Source organism: Thauera sp. WH-2, assembly GCF_048321015.1.
Classification (GTDB): Bacteria; Pseudomonadota; Gammaproteobacteria; order Burkholderiales; family Rhodocyclaceae; genus Thauera.
Genome location: NZ_JBLWFG010000001.1, coordinates 293,902 through 316,186, shown reverse-complemented (window position 1 = coordinate 316,186; position 22,285 = coordinate 293,902). Strand labels below are relative to the sequence as shown.

Annotated in this window: 19 protein-coding genes; 16 read left to right on the top strand and 3 right to left on the bottom strand. The window is 64.6% G+C overall.

The window, feature by feature from the left end:
• The first annotated feature begins 87 nt into the window (after positions 1-87).
• Positions 88-1,743, top strand: coding sequence for a DNA repair protein RecN (recN, locus tag ACNKW1_RS01580; RefSeq protein ID WP_418362842.1), 1,656 nt, complete (start codon positions 88-90; stop codon positions 1,741-1,743).
• Positions 1,744-1,758: 15 nt separating this feature from the next.
• On the opposite strand, the gene fur is transcribed toward recN, so the two are convergent.
• On the bottom strand, positions 1,759-2,196 hold the full coding sequence (gene fur, locus ACNKW1_RS01575; protein ID WP_418362841.1) for a ferric iron uptake transcriptional regulator: 438 nt from the start codon (positions 2,194-2,196) through the stop codon (positions 1,759-1,761).
• 178 nt (positions 2,197-2,374) lie between these two features.
• On the opposite strand from fur, the gene ACNKW1_RS01570 reads away from it, so the two are divergent.
• The 6 genes from ACNKW1_RS01570 to greA all read left to right on the top strand — a co-directional run bounded on the left by ACNKW1_RS01570 (position 2,375) and on the right by greA (position 11,313).
• Positions 2,375-2,788 carry an outer membrane protein assembly factor BamE gene (locus ACNKW1_RS01570; RefSeq protein ID WP_418362840.1) on the top strand — a complete coding sequence of 138 codons (414 nt, stop codon included), beginning with the start codon at positions 2,375-2,377 and terminating at the stop codon, positions 2,786-2,788.
• Between the two features lie 105 nt (positions 2,789-2,893).
• On the top strand, positions 2,894-3,700 hold the full coding sequence (gene dapB, locus ACNKW1_RS01565; protein ID WP_418362839.1) for a 4-hydroxy-tetrahydrodipicolinate reductase: 807 nt from the start codon (positions 2,894-2,896) through the stop codon (positions 3,698-3,700).
• A gap of 14 nt (positions 3,701-3,714) precedes the next feature.
• Entirely contained in the window at positions 3,715-6,222 is a 2,508-nt protein-coding gene (locus ACNKW1_RS01560) for a response regulator (RefSeq protein ID WP_418362838.1), read from the top strand.
• A gap of 159 nt (positions 6,223-6,381) precedes the next feature.
• On the top strand, positions 6,382-7,524 hold the full coding sequence (gene carA, locus ACNKW1_RS01555) for a glutamine-hydrolyzing carbamoyl-phosphate synthase small subunit (RefSeq protein WP_418362837.1): 1,143 nt from the start codon (positions 6,382-6,384) through the stop codon (positions 7,522-7,524).
• An 85-nt stretch (positions 7,525-7,609) separates the two neighbouring features.
• Positions 7,610-10,840, top strand: coding sequence for a carbamoyl-phosphate synthase large subunit (gene carB, locus ACNKW1_RS01550; RefSeq protein ID WP_418362836.1), 3,231 nt, complete (start codon positions 7,610-7,612; stop codon positions 10,838-10,840).
• Positions 10,837-11,313 (top strand): transcription elongation factor GreA, encoded by a 477-nt coding sequence (gene greA, locus ACNKW1_RS01545; protein ID WP_418362835.1) that lies wholly within the window; start codon positions 10,837-10,839, stop codon positions 11,311-11,313. Before carB ends, greA begins: the two co-directional genes overlap by 4 nt.
• Positions 11,314-11,403: 90 nt before the next feature.
• On the opposite strand, the gene yhbY is transcribed toward greA, so the two are convergent.
• Positions 11,404-11,865: a ribosome assembly RNA-binding protein YhbY gene (gene yhbY, locus ACNKW1_RS01540; RefSeq protein WP_418362834.1), complete on the bottom strand. Its 462-nt coding sequence runs from the start codon at positions 11,863-11,865 to the stop codon at positions 11,404-11,406.
• A 108-nt stretch (positions 11,866-11,973) separates the two neighbouring features.
• Here yhbY and ACNKW1_RS01535 point away from each other — a divergent pair, with 108 nt between their 5' ends.
• From ACNKW1_RS01535 to pstB, 8 genes are all read left to right on the top strand, one after another.
• Complete coding sequence (locus ACNKW1_RS01535; protein ID WP_418362833.1) at positions 11,974-12,597, top strand: RlmE family RNA methyltransferase; 624 nt, start codon at positions 11,974-11,976, stop codon at positions 12,595-12,597.
• Between the two features lie 122 nt (positions 12,598-12,719).
• Positions 12,720-14,612: an ATP-dependent zinc metalloprotease FtsH gene (gene ftsH / locus ACNKW1_RS01530; protein ID WP_418362832.1), complete on the top strand. Its 1,893-nt coding sequence runs from the start codon at positions 12,720-12,722 to the stop codon at positions 14,610-14,612.
• Positions 14,613-14,729: 117 nt separating this feature from the next.
• Complete coding sequence (gene folP / locus ACNKW1_RS01525) at positions 14,730-15,560, top strand: dihydropteroate synthase (RefSeq protein WP_418362831.1); 831 nt, start codon at positions 14,730-14,732, stop codon at positions 15,558-15,560.
• A 54-nt stretch (positions 15,561-15,614) separates the two neighbouring features.
• Positions 15,615-16,967, top strand: a complete 1,353-nt coding sequence (gene glmM / locus ACNKW1_RS01520) for a phosphoglucosamine mutase (RefSeq protein WP_418362830.1) — start codon at positions 15,615-15,617, stop codon at positions 16,965-16,967.
• A gap of 158 nt (positions 16,968-17,125) precedes the next feature.
• On the top strand, positions 17,126-18,166 hold the full coding sequence (gene pstS / locus ACNKW1_RS01515; RefSeq protein ID WP_418362829.1) for a phosphate ABC transporter substrate-binding protein PstS: 1,041 nt from the start codon (positions 17,126-17,128) through the stop codon (positions 18,164-18,166).
• A 108-nt stretch (positions 18,167-18,274) separates the two neighbouring features.
• The gene (gene pstC, locus ACNKW1_RS01510) at positions 18,275-19,237 is read left to right on the top strand and encodes a phosphate ABC transporter permease PstC (protein ID WP_418362828.1); all 963 of its coding nucleotides are present in this window, start codon (positions 18,275-18,277) and stop codon (positions 19,235-19,237) included.
• A 12-nt stretch (positions 19,238-19,249) separates the two neighbouring features.
• Positions 19,250-20,092: a phosphate ABC transporter permease PstA gene (gene pstA / locus ACNKW1_RS01505; RefSeq protein WP_418362827.1), complete on the top strand. Its 843-nt coding sequence runs from the start codon at positions 19,250-19,252 to the stop codon at positions 20,090-20,092.
• Positions 20,093-20,151: 59 nt separating this feature from the next.
• Positions 20,152-20,916 (top strand): phosphate ABC transporter ATP-binding protein PstB, encoded by a 765-nt coding sequence (pstB, locus tag ACNKW1_RS01500; protein ID WP_418362826.1) that lies wholly within the window; start codon positions 20,152-20,154, stop codon positions 20,914-20,916.
• An 84-nt stretch (positions 20,917-21,000) separates the two neighbouring features.
• Here the strand turns inward: pstB and ACNKW1_RS01495 are convergent, their stop codons facing one another.
• A complete protein-coding gene (locus tag ACNKW1_RS01495) occupies positions 21,001-21,237 on the bottom strand; it encodes a DUF2789 domain-containing protein (protein WP_418362825.1) in 237 nt (78 codons plus the stop codon).
• 300 nt (positions 21,238-21,537) lie between these two features.
• On the opposite strand from ACNKW1_RS01495, the gene tpiA reads away from it, so the two are divergent.
• Positions 21,538-22,275 (top strand): triose-phosphate isomerase, encoded by a 738-nt coding sequence (gene tpiA, locus ACNKW1_RS01490; RefSeq protein ID WP_418362824.1) that lies wholly within the window; start codon positions 21,538-21,540, stop codon positions 22,273-22,275.
• Positions 22,276-22,285 lie beyond the last annotated feature (10 nt).

Below are 22,285 nucleotides of genomic sequence, written 5' to 3'. Positions count from 1 at the left end.
GGTCGCTGGTGCAAACGAACGCGCTCTTGCGTTGCTCGTTTTTCTTCCGTTTCGAAACCCGCTTTTCCTTTGATTTGCCTCGCTACGATGCTGCGCAGCCTGACCATTCGTGATTTTGTCATCGTCGACCGGCTCGATCTGGAATTCGAGCCGGGCTTTGGCGCCCTGACCGGCGAAACCGGGGCAGGCAAATCCATCCTGCTCGATGCGCTTGGTCTTGCGCTCGGTGGCCGCGGGGATGCCGCCGCAGTGCGTCAGGGGCGCGAGCGCGCCGAGGTGGCCGCCGAGTTCGATCTGCCGGTCGAGGGCGGGCTTCGTGCCTGGCTGGTGGAGCAGGGCTTGGGTGTTGAAGAGGATTGCGTGATCCTGCGCCGGACCATCGACGCCGGCGGACGCAGCCGGGCCTGGATCAATGGCAGCGCTGTAACGCTCACGCAACTGCGCAGCGCGGGGGAGTGGCTGGCCGATATTCACGGGCAGCATGCGCACCACGCCTTGTTGCGTGGCGATGCGCAACGCGCGCTGCTGGATGCCCAGGCTGGAGCGCTTGGCCTCGCGGCGGAGGTGGCGGAAAGGCATCGTGAATGGCAGCGAATGCTGCGTCTGCAGCGGGAGGCCGAGGTGGATTCGGCTAGCTCGGCCAAGGAGCGCGAACTGCTTGGCTGGCAACTTGGCGAGTTGGAAGAGCTTGGCTTCGATGTCGAGGAATGGCTCGCGCTGGAAGCCGAGCATGGACGTCTTGCTCATGCTGCAAGCATTTTGGAAGGCGCCGAGGAAACGCTGGCCGTGCTTGGGGAAGGCGACGCGGCGGTCTGTTCGATGCTCCGGTATCTGGATGCACGCATCAGCGGGCTGTGCGAGTTCGATCCCGGGCTGGCCGATGTGCGCGAGCTGCTTGGCGCAGCAGCGATCCAGGCGGACGAAGCCCTGCACGCCTTGCGTCGTTACCACGACCGGCTGGACCTGGACCCCGCACGACTGGCAGAGGTGGAGCGCCGTATCGCCGCCGTCATGGATATGGCGCGCAAGTACCGCGTGGCGCCGGAGGCGCTTCCCGAGCTTGCCGATCAGTGGCGCACGCGGCTGGCTACACTCGAGGCCACTGCCGATCCGCAGCGCCTGGCCGCAGCCGCGCGTGAGGCCGAGCAGCACTACACGGAAGCAGCACGTGCGCTGTCGCTGCAGCGCGCGCCGGCAGCGCGCAGGCTGTCTGAAGAGATCAGCGCTGCGATGCAGGACCTCGCGATGGCGGGCGGGCGCTTCGAGATCGCACTCGAGACCTGCGCGCCCGGGGCAAACGGGCTGGAGGATGTCGAGTTCCGCGTTGCTGCCAACCCCGGGCAGGCATTGCGCAGCCTGGCGAAGGTGGCGTCCGGCGGCGAGCTATCGCGCATCGGGCTTGCCATTCAGGTGATGACGAGCCGGGACGCGGCAGTGCCGACGTTGATTTTCGACGAGGTGGATGTGGGTATCGGCGGTAGGGTCGCCGAGATCGTCGGCAAACTGCTGGCGCGCCTGGGCACGGAGCGTCAGGTCCTGTGCGTGACGCATCTGCCGCAGGTGGCCGCTTGTGCCGACTGGCAGTGGCGAATCGCGAAGCGGGACCAGGATGGCGAAACGCTGAGCGAAGTCTCCCCGCTTGGGCACGAGGCGCGCGTGGAGGAGATTGCGCGCATGCTCGGCGGCGTGCACATCACCGCCACCACGCGCCAACACGCCGCCGAACTGCTCGGTGCGCGTTGAGCGCGGGCGGCTGCCTCAGTCCTCGCGCTCGAGGTTGGGGCAGTTCTCGCGCGTGCAGTCCGCGTAAATGTAGAGGGCGTGATCGCGGATCTTGAATCCGCGCTCTTCGGCGATCTTGTTCTGCCGGCGCTCGATCTCCGCGTCGAAGAATTCCTCAACTTTGCCGCACTGCATGCACACGAGGTGGTCGTGATGCCCGCCCTCGTTCAGTTCGAACACGGCCTTGCCCGATTCGAAGTAGTGCCGCTCGAGCAGTCCGGCCTGCTCGAACTGGGTCAGCACGCGATAGACCGTCGCCAGGCCGATGTCCATGCCTTCGTTCATCAGTGCGCGGTAAACGTCCTCCGCGGTCAGATGGCGCTGATCCGAATGCTGAAAGAGGTCGAGGATCTTCAGGCGCGGATAGGTCGCCTTGAGGCCGATGCTTTTCAGGTTTTTGGAGTTGTCTGACATTGGACTGGGCAGGTGATGAGGGCCTGAAGGGGCCGTATTCGCCGGGGGGCGGCCACGGCAGCGAGGCGAAGCGGTGACCGGGAGAGGGCGCAGCAGCGCCTTATGAACGCGCCTATGTTATATTTTTTACCCCTTTCTGAGAACAGCGACTCCGTCGCGACCAGGTCCGAACACCCACATGCGTTCCCACTTCGCTGCCGCGCTCGTCGCCACCAGCCTGCTCGCAGGCTGCTCCTTCGACTCCCTGGTCGGGGTCGTCAATCCTTATCGCATCGACGTCCGGCAAGGCAATTACGTCGACCAGGAAATGGTATCCCAGTTGCAGCGAGGCATGACGCGCGACCAAGTGCGTTACGTGCTCGGGACACCCCTGGTGGTGGGGATGTTCCGCAAGGATCGGTGGGATTACGTCTATCGCTACCGCCCGGGGCATGCCGATGCGCAGCAGCGTGTGATCTCGCTGTTCTTTGAAGGCGATGCGCTCGAGCGGATCGAAGGTGACGTCGAGGCAGGCAGTGGCGCGGAGGCGTCCGGCGAAACCGGCGCGGTGCGCAGTCGTGTGGTCGAAATGCCGGCCGCAACGGCGCGCTGAGGGCGTGTTCGGCTCGGAACAGTCCCTTGGAACCCCCGGGTTCGCAACCGTTCACATCGTCGGCGCGCCTGCCGGGTGCGCCGCGTCGTTCAGGAATACATGAAGATGTCGGAGATTCGAGTCGCGATTGCCGGAGCATCCGGCCGAATGGGGCGCATGCTGATCGAGGCGGCGCTCGCGGAGGAAGGCGTGGTGCTGGCAGCCGCCTTCGATCGGCCGGGTACGCCTTTCATCGGCCGCGATGCGGGCGAGATGGCTGGGGTGATGACCGGTGTGGCAATCGGTGACGATGCGGAGCGCGCGATTGGCGCAGCCGACTGTGTGATCGACTTCACCCGCCCCGAGGGAACGCTCACCCATCTCGCGCTGGCTCGCCGTCTGGGTAAGGCAATGGTGATCGGTACGACTGGATTCGACCAGGCGGGCAAGGACGAAATTGCGGCAGCCGGTCAGGAGATCCCCGTCGTGTTCGCGCCCAACATGGCCGTTGGTGTCAATGCCGTGTTCAGGCTGCTCGAGGTGGCGGCCCGCATCCTGTCCGAGGGTTATGACGTAGAGGTGATCGAAGCGCATCATCGCTTCAAGGTCGATGCGCCTTCGGGCACTGCGTTGCGCATGGGTGAGGTGGTGGCGCGCGAGCTCGGTCGGGATCTCGATCGCTGCGCAGTGTATGGGCGCGAAGGCCATACCGGCGAGCGCAGCTCCGAGACGATTGGTTTCTCCACGATTCGTGGCGGCGACGTCGTCGGCGACCACACGGTCCTCTTCGCGGGGATCGGTGAACGCATCGAGATCACGCACAAGTCTGGCAGCCGGATGCCCTATGCGCTCGGCTCCATGCGCGCCGCGCGCTTTCTGGCCGGTCGCAGCAGTGGCTTGTTCGACATGCAGGACGTGCTCGGGCTGCGCTGAACGAGGTCCGTGCCGTGCCCGGCGAAACGCCCCCTTCCCCTCGTGAGCCTGACCAGTCGGCGAGCTCCGCAGCGGGCGAAGAGGTGCTCACCGAGGCCTGCGCGAGGGTGCGGCGGCAGTTGGAGCTGCTCTGCGACACGACCGGCGCCGGGGTTTGGGAGCTGGATCTCGAGAGCGGTGTCGTGCAGACCGACACGCGTTGGCGCGCCCGCCTTGGCTATGAAGCATCCGAAACGATCGAGTGGTCCGACCTGATCGAGGAAGGGGGCGTAGAGCGGATCCAAGCGGTACTGCGGGCGCTGTTGAAGGAGGAGGTGCCCGAGCTGATCGTGGAGCTGCGCTTCCGCGCCTGTGACGGCAGCTGGCGCTGGATCGAGCTGCGGGGGCGTACGGCGGGCGCACCGTTCGAGGGGCGCTGGACACTCGTCGAAGGTACCTACCGCGACGTCACGCAGCGCAAGCAGCGCGAGCTTGAACTGCTTGAGGCCAAGGAGGCGGCGGAAGCCGCCAGCCGTGCAAAGGGTGACTTTCTGGCGAACATGAGCCACGAGATCCGCACGCCGATGAACGGCATCATCGGCATGACGGACCTCCTGCTCGACTCCGGCATGGTGGGCGAGCAGCGCGAATACCTGCTTACGGTCAAATCGTCGGCGGATGCACTGCTCACCATCATCAACGACATCCTGGATTTCTCGCGCATCGAGGCCGGGCAGCTGAGCGTGGAGGAGATCGATTTCTCGATCTCGTCGGTGGTGGCGGAAACCTGCAGGGTGCTCGCGTTGCGTGCTTCACAGAAGGGCATCGAACTGTTCCATGACATCGACCCTGACGTTCCCCGGGTGCTGCGGGGTGATCCGACACGCCTGCGGCAGATACTGGTCAACCTGATTGGCAACGCAGTGAAATTCACCGAGCGGGGCGAGATCTGCGTGCGCGTGGAACGTGCCGAGCGCGGCGAGGAGATCGATCAGCTGAGGTTCTCGGTGCGCGACACGGGATGCGGCATTCCTGCGGACAAGCTCGAGGCGATTTTTGCTGCATTTTCCCAGGCAGACACCTCCACGACGCGCAAGTATGGCGGTACGGGGCTGGGCCTCGCGATCACGCGTCAACTCGTCGAGCTGATGCATGGGCGCGTCGAGGTCGAGAGCCGGCTCGGCGCGGGGAGTACCTTCAGCTTCACACTGCCGTTGCGCCCGATTGCCGGACGGGCAGAGAGCATGCCGCCGGGCCTCGCGGGAACGCGTGTGCTGGTAGGCGCGACCAATGCAGCATTCGGCGCGTATCTGTGTCGCACCCTGGCGCGCTGTGGCCTGCGCCCGGAGCATGCAGGGGACGGGCAGGCCGTGCTTGCAGCCCTCGTCGCGGCCCGCGACGGGCGTGATCCCTATCACTTCCTGCTGCTGGATGCGGATATGCCGGATCCGGGTGGCTTGGCGCTTGCGCATCGCTTCGCGGACCTGGACCGGAGGGTGGATCGCATCGTCATGATGCTCGCCAGCCATGCACAGCGCAACGAGGCAGTGCGCTGCGCCGAGCTCGGCATCCAGCACAGGCTCGCGAAGCCTTTCGCGACCGAGGATCTGCTGTCGGTGCTCGAACTCGCACGTTCCGGGAAGGCCTCCGGGGAGGAACCGTCGCAGGCGGGAGGGGGAGATGGCGCTGCGTTCATGCTCGACCCCGTCATGCTTCCGCCGAGCCCGGATGGGTGCGAGACAGCGCGCCTGAGGATCCTGGTGGCCGAGGACAACCCGGTCAACCAGACAGTGGCGCAGCGTATCCTCGAGCGTGCCGGTCATGAGGTGACGGTGGTCGATAACGGCGAGCAGGCGCTGGAGGCGGTCGAGGAGGGCCGCTTCGACCTGATCCTGATGGACGTCCAGATGCCGGTGATGGGCGGAATGGAGGCGACGCAGGCCATTCGTGCGCACGAAGCGAGACGCAGCTGGGTGGTGCAGGACGACTGGCGCCCGATCCCGATCGTCGCAATGACGGCCCATGCCATGGAGGGTGACCGTCAGCGCTGCCTGGATGCCGGAATGGACGACTACGTGGCCAAGCCGATCCAGCCGAAGGCGCTTTTCGCCGCCATCGAGCGGGTCCTGGCCCCGCGCGCGACGGATGAGGTGGCCAGCGACATCACCTTCCTCGAACTTGGGGCCGATGATCGGCGGCAGATTGCCAGTCTGGACGAGGCGCGCGAGATGTTCGGTGGCGACGAGGGCGTGGTGAAGCAGCTCGTGACTGTGTTTCTCGACGATCATAATCACATCATCGGCGAACTGCAGGCGGCGGCAGCGGACATGGACTATGCGCGGCTCGCGCAGATCGCGCATTCGGTCAAGGGCTCGGTGGGGCTGTTCGCCGCGCGGCGCGCGGTAGATGCGGCGCTTGAGTTGGAGACGCTCGCGCGGGCCGGTGACGCACAGGCGCCCGCCAACCAGGCCAGGGTGCTGATCGGTGAGTTGCGGCTGCTCGCGCAGGCGCTGCAGGGGGAGCTGGGCAAGGCTCCGCCCTAGCGTGCGGCGTTGTTGCCAGTTTGCCTTGAGGCGGCCGGAAATATACAATTCAAGGGTTTGTTAAGCGGGATCGGCCCGGAGGCCCGTCCCGCTTTTTGTACATATCGGGCGCGCAGGCTGCGCGCCCCTGAATCTTCCAGCTGAATCCAGGAGCTTTTCGTGAGTGCATTCCCGTCCGCCCTTCTTGCGCTTGCCGACGGAACGGTTTTCCACGGCAAGGGTATCGGCGCGGTTGGCAGCACGGTCGGCGAAGTGGTGTTCAACACCTCGATGACGGGCTATCAGGAAATCCTGACCGACCCGAGCTACTGCCGCCAGATCGTCACGCTGACCTATCCGCACATCGGCAACACCGGCGTCAATACCGAGGACGTCGAGTCGACCCGGGTGCAGGCAGCCGGCCTCGTGATCCGCGACCTGCCCATCCTCGCTTCCAATTTCCGCATGTCCGAGCGGCTCGACAGCTACCTCAGGGCGCAGAACGTCGTCGCGATCGCCGGGCTCGACACCCGCCGCCTGACGCGCGTGCTGCGCGAGAAGGGTGCGCAGGCGGGCTGTATCGTCACCGCCGCCGAGGGCGAAACCCTTAACGCTGATGCTGCCGTGGCCCAGGCCCGCAGTTTCCCGGGGCTGGCCGGCATGGACCTGGCCAAGGTGGTGAGTGCGAGCGAGCGTTATCCATGGGCCGAATCCGAGTGGGTGCTGGGCGAAGGCTACGGCAAGTGCGAGGATGGTCGTTTCCATGTCGTCGCCTATGACTTTGGTGTGAAGTACAACATCCTGCGCATGCTTGCCGAGCGTGGTTGCCGCCTGACGGTGGTGCCGGCGCAGACGCCTGCTGCCGAAGTGCTGGCGCTGCAGCCCGATGGGGTGTTCCTGTCCAACGGCCCCGGCGACCCTGAGCCCTGCGACTACGCCATCGAGGCGATCCGCGAACTGATCGCGGCGCGCGTGCCGACCTTCGGCATCTGCCTCGGCCACCAGTTGCTGGCGCTTGCCTCGGGTGCAAAGACCATGAAGATGAAGTTCGGCCACCACGGGGCGAACCATCCGGTCAAGGATCTAGACAGCGGTCAGGTGCTGATCACCAGCCAGAACCACGGCTTCGCGGTCGACCCCACCTCCATGCCGGCGAACCTTCGCGTGACCCACCAGTCTCTGTTCGACGGCTCGAACCAGGGCATCGCCCGTACCGACGCCCCGGCCTTCTCGTTCCAGGGGCATCCCGAGGCGAGCCCCGGTCCGCATGATGTCGCGTACCTGTTCGATCGCTTCATCGGTCTGATGGAATCCGCCAAGTAATCCGGCAAACGGCGGGCGCAGGCCCGCCGCCCCCAGTTTTGGACGTGCGCGCCTTGCGCCGTCGACGAATCACCGAGGCAAGACAATGCCGAAACGTACAGACATAAAGAGCATCCTGATCATCGGGGCAGGCCCCATCATCATCGGCCAGGCCTGCGAATTCGACTACTCGGGTGCCCAGGCCTGCAAGGCCCTGCGGCAGGAAGGTTACAAGGTCATCCTGGTCAACTCGAACCCGGCGACCATCATGACCGATCCGGAGACGGCCGATGTCACCTACATCGAGCCGATTACCTGGCAGGTCGTCGAGCGCATCATCGAGAAGGAGCGCCCCGACGCGGTGCTGCCGACCATGGGCGGACAGACCGCGCTCAACTGCGCGCTCGACCTCGCCCGCCACGGCGTGCTTGCCAAGTATGGCGTGGAACTCATCGGCGCCTCGGAAGAGGCGATCGACAAGGCCGAGGATCGCCTCAAGTTCAAGGATGCGATGACCAAGATCGGTCTCGGTTCCGCGCGCTCGGGCATCGCCCACAGCATGGAAGAGGCGCTGCAGGTGCAGGGCGGCATCGGCTTCCCGGTGATCATCCGCCCGAGCTTCACGCTCGGTGGAACCGGCGGTGGCATCGCCTACAACATGGAAGAGTTCCAGGATATCTGCAAGCGCGGCCTGGAAGCGAGCCCGACCAACGAACTGCTGATCGAGGAATCGCTGCTCGGCTGGAAGGAGTACGAGATGGAGGTCGTCCGCGACAAGGCGGACAACTGCATCATCGTGTGCTCAATCGAGAACCTCGATCCGATGGGCGTGCACACCGGAGACTCGATCACCGTCGCGCCGTCGCAGACGCTGACCGACAAGGAATACCAGATCATGCGGAACGCCTCGATCGCGGTGTTGCGCGAGATCGGGGTGGATACGGGGGGGTCGAACGTACAGTTCGCGATCAACCCCAAGGACGGTCGCATGATCGTCATCGAGATGAACCCACGTGTGTCGCGCTCGTCTGCGCTGGCCTCCAAGGCCACCGGCTTCCCGATCGCCAAGGTCGCGGCCAAGCTCGCGGTCGGATACACGCTGGACGAGCTCAAGAACGAAATCACCGGCGGAGCCACCCCGGCCTCGTTCGAGCCCTCGATCGACTATGTCGTCACGAAAATCCCGCGCTTCGCGTTCGAGAAGTTCCCCCAGGCCAACGACCGCCTGACCACCCAGATGAAGTCGGTGGGCGAGGTCATGGCGATGGGTCGCAGCTTCCAGGAGTCGTTCCAGAAGGCCCTGCGCGGGCTGGAGGTCGGCGTATATGGTCTGGATGAGGTGGAAGCCGACCGCGAGGACCTCGAGCACGAGCTCGCCAGTCCGGGCGCGCAGCGCATCTGGTACGTGGGCCAGGCCTTCCGTGAGGGCATGAGCCTCGAACAGGTCTTCAACCTCTCGAAGATCGACCCGTGGTTCCTCGCCCAGATCGAGGACATCGTGCTGTCCGAGAAGGCGCTCGCCGGTCGTTCGCTGAAGGCGCTGCAGGCGCCCGAACTGCGCGAGCTGAAGAAGAAGGGTTTCTCCGACCGCCGCCTGGCCAAGCTGCTCAATACCGACGAGACCGCCGTGCGCCTGCACCGCCACGCGTTGGGCGTGCGCCCGGTGTTCAAGCGCGTTGACACCTGCGCAGCCGAGTTTGCCACCTCGACCGCCTATCTCTACTCGTCCTATGAGGAAGAGTGCGAGGCGATGCCGACCGAGCGCAAGAAGATCATGGTGCTCGGCGGTGGTCCCAACCGCATCGGCCAGGGCATCGAGTTCGACTACTGCTGCGTGCACGCGGCACTCGCGCTGCGCGAGGACGGGTACGAGACCATCATGGTCAACTGCAACCCGGAAACCGTATCCACCGACTACGACACTTCGGATCGCCTGTACTTCGAGCCCATCACGCTCGAGGATCTGCTCGAAATCGTGCACATCGAGAAGCCGGTCGGCGTGATCGTGCAGTTCGGCGGCCAGACGCCGCTCAAGCGTGCGCAGGCGCTTGCGGACAACGGTGTGCCGATCATCGGCACCAGCCCGGACATGATCGACGCCGCTGAGGACCGCGAGCGCTTCCAGAAGCTACTGAACGACCTCGGCCTCAAGCAGCCGCCCAACCGCACCGCCCGCACGCCGGAAGAGGCGGTGCGACTGGCCGCCGAGATCGGCTACCCGCTGGTGGTGCGTCCATCCTATGTGCTCGGTGGGCGCGCGATGGAGATCGTGCACGAGCAGAAGGACCTCGAGCGCTACATGCGTGAGGCGGTCAAGGTGTCCAACGAGTCGCCGGTTCTGCTCGACCGCTTCCTCAACGACGCCACCGAGGTGGACGTTGACGCGCTGTCCGACGGCAAGCAGGTGATGATCGGCGGCATCATGGAGCATATCGAGCAGGCCGGCGTGCACTCGGGCGACTCCGCCTGCTCGCTGCCGCCCTACACGCTGACGCCGGCGCTGCAGGACGAACTGCGCCGTCAGACCGAAGCGATGGCGCGGGCGCTCAACGTCGTCGGCCTCATGAACGTGCAGTTCGCGATCCAGGGCGAGGGCGACAATGCAGTGGTCTATGTGCTTGAGGTGAACCCGCGTGCCTCGCGCACGGTGCCCTTTGTGTCGAAGGCCTGCTCGCTTCAGCTGGCCAAGATCGCCGCGCGCTGCATGGCCGGCCAGACGCTGGCCGAGCAGGGCGTGACGGGCGAGGTCGTGCCGCCGTACTACTCGGTCAAGGAAGCGGTGTTCCCGTTCGTGAAGTTCCCGGGCGTGGATACCATCCTCGGCCCCGAGATGAAGTCCACCGGCGAAGTCATGGGCGTAGGTCGCAGCTTCGCCGAGGCCTTCGTCAAGAGCCAGATGGGTGCCGGCGTGCGCCTGCCGACCTCGGGCACGGTGTTCATCAGTGTGCGTCCGGGTGACCGCCCTGTGGCGATCGAGGTCGCGCGCGAACTCCACGAACTTGGGTTCTCGCTGGTGGCGACCCGCGGTACGGCCTCGGTGATCGAAGGTGCCGGCATTCCGGTGAGCGTGGTCAACAAGGTCAATGAAGGGCGGCCGCACATCGTCGACATCATCAAGAACCAGGAAGTGGTGCTGGTGATCAACACGGTGGAGGAGAAGCGTCAGGCGATTGCGGACTCGCGCTCGATTCGTACCAGTGCGCTTGCCGCCAAGGTTTCCATCTTCACCACCATCGAAGGTGCGCGCGCCGCATGCATGGGCATGCGCCATCTGGCCAGCGGCCTCGAGGTCTACTCGGTGCAGGAACTGCACCAAGAACTGAAGCAGAAAGCATGAACAAAACCCCGCTCACCGTTGCTGGCGCCGAGAAATTGCGCGCCGAGCTGCATCGCCTCAAGACCGTGGAGCGCCCCAACGTGATCGCTGCGATCGCGGAGGCGCGCTCTCACGGCGACCTGTCGGAGAACGCTGAATACGAAGCCGCCAAGGACCGTCAGGGATTCATCGAAGGCCGGATCATGGAGGTCGAGGCCAAGCTTGCCACCGCCCAGATCATCGACCCGCAGTTGCTCGACGCCGATGGACGCTGTGTGTTCGGCGCGACGGTCGAACTCGAAGATCTCGACTCCGGGCAGGTCGTTACCTACCAGATCGTGGGTGACGACGAGGCCGATATCAAGGAGAACAAGATCTCCATCAGCTCACCGATCGCGCGCGCACTGATCGGCAAGTACGCGGGCGACGTCGCGGAGGTGCAGGCCCCCGGTGGTGTGCGCGAGTACGAGGTGATCGACGTCCGCTATATCTGACCGCAGCCGCGTGGCGGATACAGGCAACGAAAAAGGCGGTGCGCTGCACCGCCTCTTCTTTTTGCCGCTTGCCTGCGCAAGCCCGGCGGTTCAGCGTCCCCGCGAGCCGCTGCTTGTGCCCCGCGTGCGCGGTGTCGGGCTGCGGGCCGGTGAGCGGCGGGATTCGGCGCTGGCCTTGGCCAGTGCGGCGCGGCGCGCTGCGGCCGCGAACGCAGCGGCGGACTTGGCCGTCGCCGCGCGCGCCGGTTTCTTTTCGGGCGCGGCTGCGGGCTTGTCTTCCTCACGGCGCTGACGCCAAACGATGAGGATGTTGCCGATGTGCTGCACGGGCTCCGCATCCAGGGTCGCGCAGAGCTCCTGCATCAGCGCGTCACGCTGCTCGCGCTCGGTGCCCTGGACTTTCACCTTGATGAGCTCATGCGCTTGCAGCGAGCGCTCGATCTCGGCGAGGACGTTCGGTGCGAGGCCGTTGCCGGCAATCGTGACCACGGGGTTGAGGTGGTGGGCGCGGGCGCGCAGGTCGCGGCGCTGGGCCGGGGTGAGCTCGGTCATTGAGATTCTCTGGATACTGGATGCCTGGGAGGCGGATTCTACTCTGTGCGCGGGGGTGGGTGGTCCTTCATGGACGAGTGGGCCCAATATGGATAAGCGGATGAAGGCATGAAGAAGAACAAGACGAGTCGCGCCTGGGTGCACGACCATTTGAACGATCCGTGGGTGCAGCGAGCCCAGGCGGAGGGGTACCGCGCCCGCGCGGCCTACAAGCTGATCGAGATCGACGAGCGCGATCACCTGCTGCGCTCCGGCGCGGTAGTCGTCGACCTGGGGGCGGCGCCGGGCTCCTGGTGCCAGGTCGCGGTCAAGCGCTGTGGGCCGAAGGGAAAGGTGTTTGCTCTCGACCTGTTGCCGATGGAGGCCGTTGCCGGCGTGGATTTCCTGCTCGGGGATTTTTCCGAGGATGCGGTGCTCGAAGAGTTCGAGCGGCGACTGGAAGGCGCCCGTGTTGACCTCGTGATGTCCGACATGGCCCCCAACCTGAGCGGGGTGGCCACGGTCGATCAGGCCCGTTCGATCCACCTTTGCGAACTGGCGCTGGATTTCGCAGCACGACACCTCAAGCCTGGCGGCCAGTTCGTGGTGAAGGTGTTCCAGGGCGAGGGTTTCATGGAGTTCCGGCGCCAGATGGAGGCGGTGTTCTCCAGCGTGCAGGTGCGCAAGCCCAAGGCGTCGCGCGACCGCAGCGCGGAGGTCTATCTGCTGGCGAAGGGCCTCAGACGGAGCTGAATCGCAACGGGTGTCCCCAATAGCGCCTGCCAATGCGGCTCATTGGTTTGCCCGGGGGAACATTCACCACTAGAATCGGTCAGTCGCGTACATGGCCAGAAAGGCTCTCGGGGAATAGAACCTTGAATAATCTCTTCAAAAATCTCGCGATCTGGATGGTCATCGGCGTGGTGCTGATGACCGTATTCAACCAGTTCAACACGCGTCAGACGCCTGCCGCCACCATGGAGTACTCCCAGTTCCTGGAGGAAGCCAAGGCGGGTCGAATCGCGCGCGCGACGATCGACGGGCGCGTGGTCAAGGCGACGACGCAGGAAGGTCGCACGATCACGGTGTTCACGCCTGGGGTGCAGGACATCTGGATGGTGTCCGATCTGATGCGCTATGGCGTCCAGATCACGGCTTCGAAGCCCGACGAGGAGCAGTCCTTCCTCGCGAGCGTCTTCGTGTCCTGGTTCCCGATGCTGCTGCTGATCGGCGTGTGGATTTTCTTCATGCGGCAGATGCAGGGCGGCGGCAAGGGCGGTGCGTTCTCCTTCGGCAAGAGCAAGGCACGCATGCTCGACGAGTCGGCCAATTCGATCACCTTCGCCGACGTGGCGGGATGCGATGAGGCCAAGGAAGAGGTTTTTGAGCTGGTCGAGTTTCTGCGCGACCCGTCCAAGTTCCAGAAGCTCGGCGGACGCATCCCGAAAGGTGTGCTCATGGTGGGTTCGCCCGGTACCGGCAAGACGCTGCTTGCAAAAGCCATTGCGGGCGAAGCGAAGGTGCCGTTCTTCTCGATTTCCGGCTCCGATTTCGTCGAGATGTTCGTCGGCGTGGGTGCTGCGCGCGTGCGCGACATGTTCGAGCAGGCCAAGAAGCACGCGCCCTGCATCATCTTCATTGACGAGATCGATGCGGTCGGCCGCCAGCGCGGTGCTGGTTTGGGCGGTGGCAACGACGAGCGTGAGCAGACCCTGAACCAGTTGCTCGTCGAGATGGACGGCTTCGAGGGTCAGACAGGTGTTATCGTCATCGCAGCGACCAACCGCCCTGACGTGCTCGACCCCGCGCTGCTTCGCCCGGGGCGCTTCGATCGTCAGGTTGTCGTGTCGCTGCCCGACATCCGCGGTCGCGAACAGATCCTCAAGGTGCACATGCGCAAGGTGCCAATCGCGCCCGACGTCGACCCGCAGGTGCTGGCGCGTGGTACGCCGGGCTTTGCCGGCGCGGATCTCGCCAACCTGGTCAACGAGGCGGCGCTGTTCGCAGCGCGGGGCAACAAGCGCCTGGTCGATATGGACGATTTCGAGCGCGCCAAGGACAAGATCATGATGGGCGCGGAGCGCCGGTCGGTGGTCATGCCCGAGGAGGAGCGCCGCAATACTGCCTATCACGAGTCGGGCCATGCGGTGGTTGCACGCCTGCTCGACAAGACCGATCCGGTGCATAAGGTCACGATCATCCCGCGCGGTCGCGCGCTGGGGGTGACCATGCAGCTGCCGACCGAAGATCGCTACAGTCAGGACCGCGAGCGGCTGCTGCAGACCATCGCCGTGCTCTTCGGCGGCCGTATCGCCGAAGAGATCTTCATGAAGCAGATGACCACCGGAGCGTCCAACGACTTCGCGCGCGCCACCGATCTCGCTCGACGCATGGTCACGCAGTGGGGGATGTCGGACAACCTCGGCCCCATGGTGTACGGTGAAGAAGAAGGCGAGATCTTCCTCGGGCGTCAGGTGACGACCCATCGCAACGTGTCCGAGGCGACCATGCAGAAGGTGGACGGGGAAATCCGTCGCATTATCGACCAGCAATACGGTCTGGCCCGACGGCTCATCGAGGAGAACAGCGACAAGGTCGAGGCGATGACCAAGGCGCTGCTCGAGTGGGAAACCATCGACGCCGATCAGGTAAACGACATCATGGATGGTCGCCCGCCGCGCCCGCCCAAGCCGGTGCCGGTACCGCCAGCGCGCCCGAAGGACGATGCACCGGGCGCGGCACCTAACGCCGCTGCTCCGGCGGCCTGATTAACTTCGTTCCACACTGGGACATCCCGATCCGAGGGCCGGTTTTACCGGCCCTCTCCCTTTCAAGCCCCCCGAGGCCATGCCGCCCCAGGCTTGCGCCCGCCCGGAGTTCACCCCTTGAGCATGCTGCACTGTGGCCGTTTCCGCCTCGATCTGGCGGAGCCGAAGATCATGGCGATCATCAACCTCACCGACGATTCCTTCTCCGGGGATGGTCTTCGTGCGGACACCCGCGCCGCGCTCGTGCGTGCGGAGCAGGCTCTGGAGGAGGGCGCGGACGTGCTCGACATCGGCGCGGAGTCATCGCGCCCGGGTTCAGACCCGGTACCCGAGGCGCAGGAGCGCGAGCGCATCGTGGCTTTCCTTCAGGCCGCGCAGGCATGGCGGGTTCCGCTGTCGGTTGACACCCTGAAGCCCGTGGTGATGTGCGCGGCGCTGGACGCCGGGGCGGATATGATCAACGACATCAATGGTTTCCGTGCGCCCGGTGCGGTGGAGGCTGTGGCAGGAGGCGAGGCCGGTCTGTGCCTGATGCACATGCAGGGGGAGCCCCGCACCATGCAGCAGGACCCGCGCTACGAGGACGTGGTGGGCGAGGTCGCGGGGTTTTTCGCCGAGCGTGTGGCCGTCCTCGTGGCGGCGGGTGTCGGACGCGAGCGGCTCGTGCTCGACCCCGGCCTCGGTTTCGGCAAGAACACCTCGCACAACTACACCCTGCTCCGCGATCTAGGCCGCCTTGCTGTGGGTGGCCTTCCCTTGCTTGCGGGGTTGTCGAGAAAGTCGATGCTCGGGGCCGTCACAGGACGACCGGTGGAGGATCGCTTGGCCGCGAGCGTTGCCGGCGCGCTGATCGCGGTGCAGAACGGTGCGGGCATCGTGCGCGTGCACGACGTTGCGGCGACCCGCGACGCTTTGCGTGTATGGAAAGCGACGCAGAATCCGTGCTGAAGCCGGTCTTCCGGAGTGTCATAATTCAGCTCTTTTGACGTCTTCGGAGCGAGGATGGGACGCAAGTATTTCGGTACCGATGGGGTTCGTGGCAAGGTGGGCGAGGCACCGATCACACCCGAGTTCGTGATGAAGCTCGGCTATGCTGCGGGTGTGACCCTGGTGGCGCGGGAGCAACTGCCTCCGGGAGAGCACCCTGCAGTCCTGATCGGCAAGGACACCCGCATCTCGGGCTACATGCTCGAAGCGGCCCTCGAGGCCGGTTTTGCGGCAGCCGGGGTCGATGTCATGCTCGCAGGGCCGATCCCCACGCCGGCGGTGGCGTACCTGACGCGCGCACTGCGCCTGCAGGCGGGTGTGGTCATTTCGGCGTCGCACAATCCGTTCTACGACAACGGAATCAAGTTCTTCTCCGCCAGCGGCAGCAAGCTGCCCGACGCGATCGAAGCCGAAATCGAGGCGAGGATCGAAGAGCCCATCGGCTGCGCCGAGTCGGCCAGGCTGGGCAAGGCGCGTCGCATTGCGGACGCGGCGGGACGCTACATCGAGTTCTGCAAGAGCACGTTCCCGAACGAGCTAGACCTGCGCGGCATGCGCATCGTGGTCGATTGCGCGCATGGCGCGGCGTATCACATCGCCCCGAAGGTCTTCCATGAACTGGGCGCCGAGGTGGTCGCCGTGGGGGCGGAGCCGAACGGCTTGAACATCAATGACGGCGTTGGTGCGACCCGTCCCGAAAATCTGCGCAAGGCCGTGCTTGCGCAGGGTGCCGATCTGGGGATCGCGCTCGATGGTGACGCCGACCGGATCGTCATGGTGGATCAGACTGGCGAGATTTACGATGGCGACAAGCTGCTCTATGTCGTGGCACGGTCGCGGCACGCCGAGGGGCGGCTCGATGGGGTCGTCGGCACCCTGATGAGCAATCTGGGTTTCGAGCATGCGATCAAGCGCTTGGGTACACCCTTCGCTCGCGCGAAGGTGGGCGACCGCTACGTGCTCGAGATGCTTCAGGCGCGTGGCTGGAAGCTGGGGGGCGAGAATTCGGGTCACATTATCTGCCTGGACCAGCACACCACCGGTGATGGAATCGTATCTGCACTGCAGGTGCTCGCCGCGCTCAAGCAGCGCGGCGTGTCCCTCGCCGAGGCTTGCGCCGACCTCGTCTTCTATCCGCAGCGGCTGATCAATGTGCGTATGCCGAGCGGTTTTGACTGGGGTGCTGACGATGGCATCGCGAGCGCGAGGCGCCGCGCAGAGGCAATGCTGGGCGAGCGCGGGCGGGTGCTGCTCCGCCCGTCGGGCACCGAGCCCTTGCTGCGTGTGATGGTGGAAGGTCAGGACGGCATGCTAGTCGAGCAACTCGCACGCGAGATCGCAGACGCCGTGGAGCAGGCCTTCGGTTGATGGCCGGAGTAGAGGCGCAGTGTATCCAGCGCTGCGCCCAGTCGGATCGCGAGCAGGCATTTGCTCCTGGCCTCCGTTCTGTTTCGATGACATGAAACGTCGCTGTAACAATGCATTGCTACCTTACGGGCTCAGTCTTCCAACCCGAGGTAGTGACCATGCGTTTTTCCACCAAGTTTGCACTCGCCGCGTTCTCCACCGCATTCATCGGCCTCAACGCCCACGCTGCGGACATCACCGGCGCAGGTGCGTCCTTCCCGGCGCCGATCTACGCCAAGTGGGCGGATGCATACCAGAAGGCGACCGGCAACCGTGTGAATTACCAGTCGATCGGCTCCGGCGGCGGCATTCGTCAGATCGGTGCCAAGACGGTCGACTTCGGTGCCTCGGACATGCCGCTCAAGCCTGAGAAGCTCGATGAAGGCGGTCTGCAGCAGTTTCCGACCGTGATCGGTGCGGTGGTGCCCGTGGTCAATATCGAAGGCGTCGAGCCTGGTGAGATGAAGCTCACCGGCGAGGTTCTGGCTCAGATCTACCAGGGCAAGATCACGAAGTGGAACGATCCGGCCATCGTCGCGCTCAACCCGGACGTAGGCCTCACCGACCAGGATATCGGCGTCGTGCGCCGTGCAGACGGTTCTGGCACCACCTTCGTGTTCACCAACTACCTTTCGAAGGTCTCGGCCGAGTGGAAGGAAAAGATTGGTGAAGGCACCGCAGTGCAGTGGCCGGTGGGTCTGGGTGGCAAGGGTAACGAGGGGGTTTCGGCCTTCGTGCAGCGTCTGCCTGGCTCGATCGGCTACGTCGAGTACGCTTATGCCAAGCAGAACAAGCTGTCGCACACCAACATGCAGAACAAGGACGGTCAGTTCGTCGCGCCGAGCAACGAAACCTTCGCTGCGGCCGCCGAGGGTGCGGATTGGTCCAAGTCTGCGTTCTACGAGATCCTGACCAATCAGCCGGGTGCAAAGTCGTGGCCGATCACCAGTGCCACCTTCATCCTGATGCATAAGGTGCAGGACAAGCCCGCACAGGCAGCCGAAGTGCTGAAGTTCTTCGACTGGGCGTACGAGAATGGCGGTGATATGGCGCTCGAACTTGAGTACATCCCGATGCCGAAGGCAACGGTAGATCTCATCCGTGCCTCGTGGGGTGGAATGAAGGGCGCGGATGGCGCGGCTGTGTATCAGGCCAAGTAATCCGGGTCCGCACGCGTGGCTCAACCCAGTGCTCAGCCAAAGGCCCATGGGGCCTTTGGCGGTGATCTTTACGCGGGTGGCGGTGATGCCTCCCGCTCTGGTAATCAAATGCGAACGACCGAGTTCAAGTCTCCGGCGTCGAGCAAGCTCGCCGACAAGGTGTTCGGCGGCATGGCGAAGTCCTTCGCCTGGCTGACCCTGATCCTGCTTGCGGGCATCATCATCGCCCTCGTCTTTGCCTCCTGGCCGAGCATCCAGGCCTTTGGCATCGGCTTTCTGTTCTCCGACGCGTGGAATCCGCCGATGGAAGAGTTCGGGGCGCTGATCCCGATCTACGGCACCATTGTGACGTCGGTGATCGCGTTGCTGATCGCCGTGCCGGTCAGCTTCGGCATTGCGCTCTTTCTGACCGAACTCGCGCCCGTATGGCTGCGCCGCCCGCTCGGCACGGCGATCGAACTGCTCGCCGCCATCCCATCGATCGTCTATGGCATGTGGGGTCTGCTCGTGTTCGCCCCCATCTTCGCCAAGTACATTCAGCCCGCGCTGCAGTCCTCGCTCGGCCAGTTGCCATTGATTGGCGATCTGTTCGCCGGACCACCTTTGGGTATCGGTCTGCTCTCTGCCGGCATCATCCTCGCAATCATGATCATTCCGTACATTGCCTCGGTGATGCGGGACGTGTTCGAAGTGACGCCGCCGATGCTCAAGGAGTCGGCCTACGGCGTGGGCTGTACGACCTGGGAGGTGATGTGGGGCGTAGTGCTTCCTTACACCAAGACCGGCGTGATCGGTGGCGTGATGCTCGGCCTTGGGCGTGCGTTGGGCGAGACGATGGCGGTGACCTTCGTTATCGGTAACACGAACTTCCTCAACTCGGCCTCGCTGTTTGCGCCGGGCAACAGCATCACCTCGGCACTGGCGAACGAGTTCGCCGAGGCCGACCCGGGCTTGCATACCGCAGCGCTGATGGAGCTGGGCCTGATCCTGTTCTTCATCACCCTGGTAGTGCTCGTCGTGTCCAAACTGCTGCTGCTCAAGCTCGCCAAGGGCGAGGGTGCGAAGACCTGAGCGAGAACGAACATGAACCTGCTTGCAAGACGCAAATTCACCAACCGGCTCGCATTGACGCTGTCCCTTTCGGCGATGGCGTTCGGCCTCTTCTGGCTGGCCTGGATCCTGTGGACGGTGTTCGAACTGGGTCTTTCCGGGCTGTCGGTGAGCCTCTTCACCGAGATGACGCCGCCGCCGGGGGCGGAAACGGGTGGCCTGCTCAATGCGATCGTCGGTAGTCTGGTGCTGGTCGTGCTCGCGACTCTGCTCGGGACCCCGATTGGCATCCTGGCCGGGGTGTATCTCGCCGAGTACGGGCGCTACCACTGGCTGGGGGCGACCACGCGTTTCATCAACGACCTGCTGCTGTCGGCACCCTCGATCGTGATTGGCCTCTTCGTCTATGCCGTGGTCGTGGCGCAGACGGGCAAGTTCTCGGCGTGGTCAGGCGTGATTGCGCTCGCCCTAATCGTGCTGCCCGTGGTCGTGCGGACGACCGAGAACATGCTCCAGCTTATCCCCAACACGCTGCGTGAAGCCGCCTTCGCGCTCGGCGCACCCAAGAGCGTGGTGATCTCCAAGGTCACGCTGCGAGCGGCACGAGCAGGGGTGCTGACGGGAGTGCTGCTTGCCGTTGCACGTATCGCGGGCGAGACCGCGCCCTTGCTCTTCACGGCGCTGTCCAACCAGTTCTGGACGCTCGACCTGAACGAACCGATGGCCAACCTGCCGGTGACCATCTTCAAGTTCGCCATGAGCCCCTTCACCAACTGGCAGGAGCTGGCCTGGGCAGGCGTGTTCCTGATCACCATGGGCGTGCTGGTACTCAACATCATCGCGCGCGTCTTCCTGCGCGCCGAGAAGATCAACTAAGGCATTGGCCGCATGCAATCCGCGCCCGCCGCGACGGCGGGCCGGGATTGGAGAAGAGAATGGAAATCACCGACGCGCAGATCGAGTTCAAGGACTTCAACTTCTACTACGGCAAGTTTCACGCGCTGAAGAACATCAATTTCAAGATGGCGCGGCACAAGTGCACAGCGTTCATCGGTCCCTCGGGCTGCGGCAAATCGACGCTGCTGCGCACGATCAACCGCATGTACGACCTCTATCCCGAGCAGCGCGCCGAAGGGCAGTTACTGTTCGATGGCCGCAACCTGCTGGCCTCGGAGATCGACGTGAGTGTGCTGCGCGCCAAGATCGGCATGGTGTTCCAGAAACCGACGCCATTCCCGATGTCCATCTATGACAACATCTCGTTCGGAGTGAAGCTGCACGAGAAGCTGTCGAGCAAGGATATGGACCAGCGCGTTGAATGGGCGCTGCGCAAGGCCGCCCTGTGGGATGAGGTCAAGGACAAGCTCAACCAGAGCGGGATGAGTCTCTCCGGCGGTCAGCAGCAGCGTCTTTGCATTGCGCGCGGCATTGCAGTCAAGCCTGAGGTGATCCTGCTCGACGAGCCGACCTCGGCGCTGGACCCCATCTCGACAGCCCGAATCGAGGAGCTGATCGACGAGCTGAAGGAAGAATTCACCATTGTCATCGTGACCCACAACATGCAGCAGGCGGCGCGGATTTCCGATTACACCGCCTACATGTACTTGGGCGAGATGGTCGAGTTCGGCGTGACCGACGAGCTGTTCGTGAAACCGAAGAAAAAGGAAACCGAGGACTACATCACCGGGCGCTTCGGCTGACCGGGTGAGCGCACGCCCCGCGGGCCGGCCACGCGGCCGGCGGGCGTGGATGGGAGGGCAGCCCCATCCGCGCCCGCAGCGGTTTCAGCCCCCGCGCAGTGCCACGCTGAGTTGATCGACGAGCTCTGCCCAGTCAGCGTCATTCGCCAGTTGTTCGCGCAGGAAGGCAGCTTGGGCCGTGGTCCAGAACGGTGCATCGCAGAGCTTGACGGCTTCGGCGAGTGGCGAGTGCGTGCGGATGAAGGCCTCGATCGAGGCCGCATCGTTCGGCAGGCCGAGCTGTGCGAACAGGTCGCTGAATACGTGAATCGGCTTTTCCATGGGCTGCTCCTTCGGGTGTGCGAGATCGGAAGAGAGATTGCGGAGTGTCACGGGCCGGGGCTTGCGTCCTCCACGGATGCTCGAGCGTACTTTTTCCAGTATGGTTCGCGTCGTGCGCCGAGGCAAACCGGGCGGTCGGTGTTGGTCCTCGCGTGCTTCGTGGCTGGGCAGGCACTTTGATGCGCCGATGCGGCTGGCTCGCGGGGTCGGTTGGCCTCTGTTCGCGCGGCCTGCATTTGCAGCATTGGCGCCGGCAGCCCTATAATCCTGCGGTTTATCCCCGATCGCATGATTCGACAAATGACCAGGCTCGTCGCCGGCAACTGGAAGATGAACGGCAGCCTCGCTGCCAACCGCGAGCTTCTGGGCTCGCTGTCAGCCGTATCGGGCGTCGAGATGGTCATCTGCGCGCCTTTCCCCTATCTGGCGCAACTGCAGAAGCGCCCCGAGGGTCTGGCGCTCGGCGCGCAGGATGTGAGCGAGTTCGAGGAGGGTGCCTATACCGGCGAGGTCAGCGCGGCGATGCTCGCCGAGTTCGGCTGCAGCTACGTCATCGTAGGTCACTCGGAGCGCCGTGCGCTGTTCGGTGAGGGCGACGCGCTCGTCGGGCGCAAGGCCGTTGCAGTGCTTGCGCACGGCATGGTTCCCGTGGTGTGCGTTGGCGAGACGCTGGCCGAGCGCGAGGCGGGTGAAGTGATGTCGGTCATTGGCCGGCAACTCGGCGCGGTGTTCGGTGTGCTTGGGCGGGCTTCGATGCGAAAGGTGGTCGTGGCCTATGAACCCGTGTGGGCGATCGGCGCGGGGCGCTCGGCGAGCGTCGAGCAGGTCGCCGCGGTGCATGGCGACATCCGCGCCTGGCTCGAGGCGAACGGTATCGCCCGGGACGAGGTCCGCATCCTTTACGGTGGTAGCCTCAAGCCCGAGAATGCCGCTGCGCTGTTCGCGGTGCCAAATGTAGATGGCGGGTTGATCGGCGGAGCGTCGCTGATCGGGGAGGATTTCATGGCCATCTGTCGCGCTGCGGCAGATGCGGTTTGATTGTTCAACG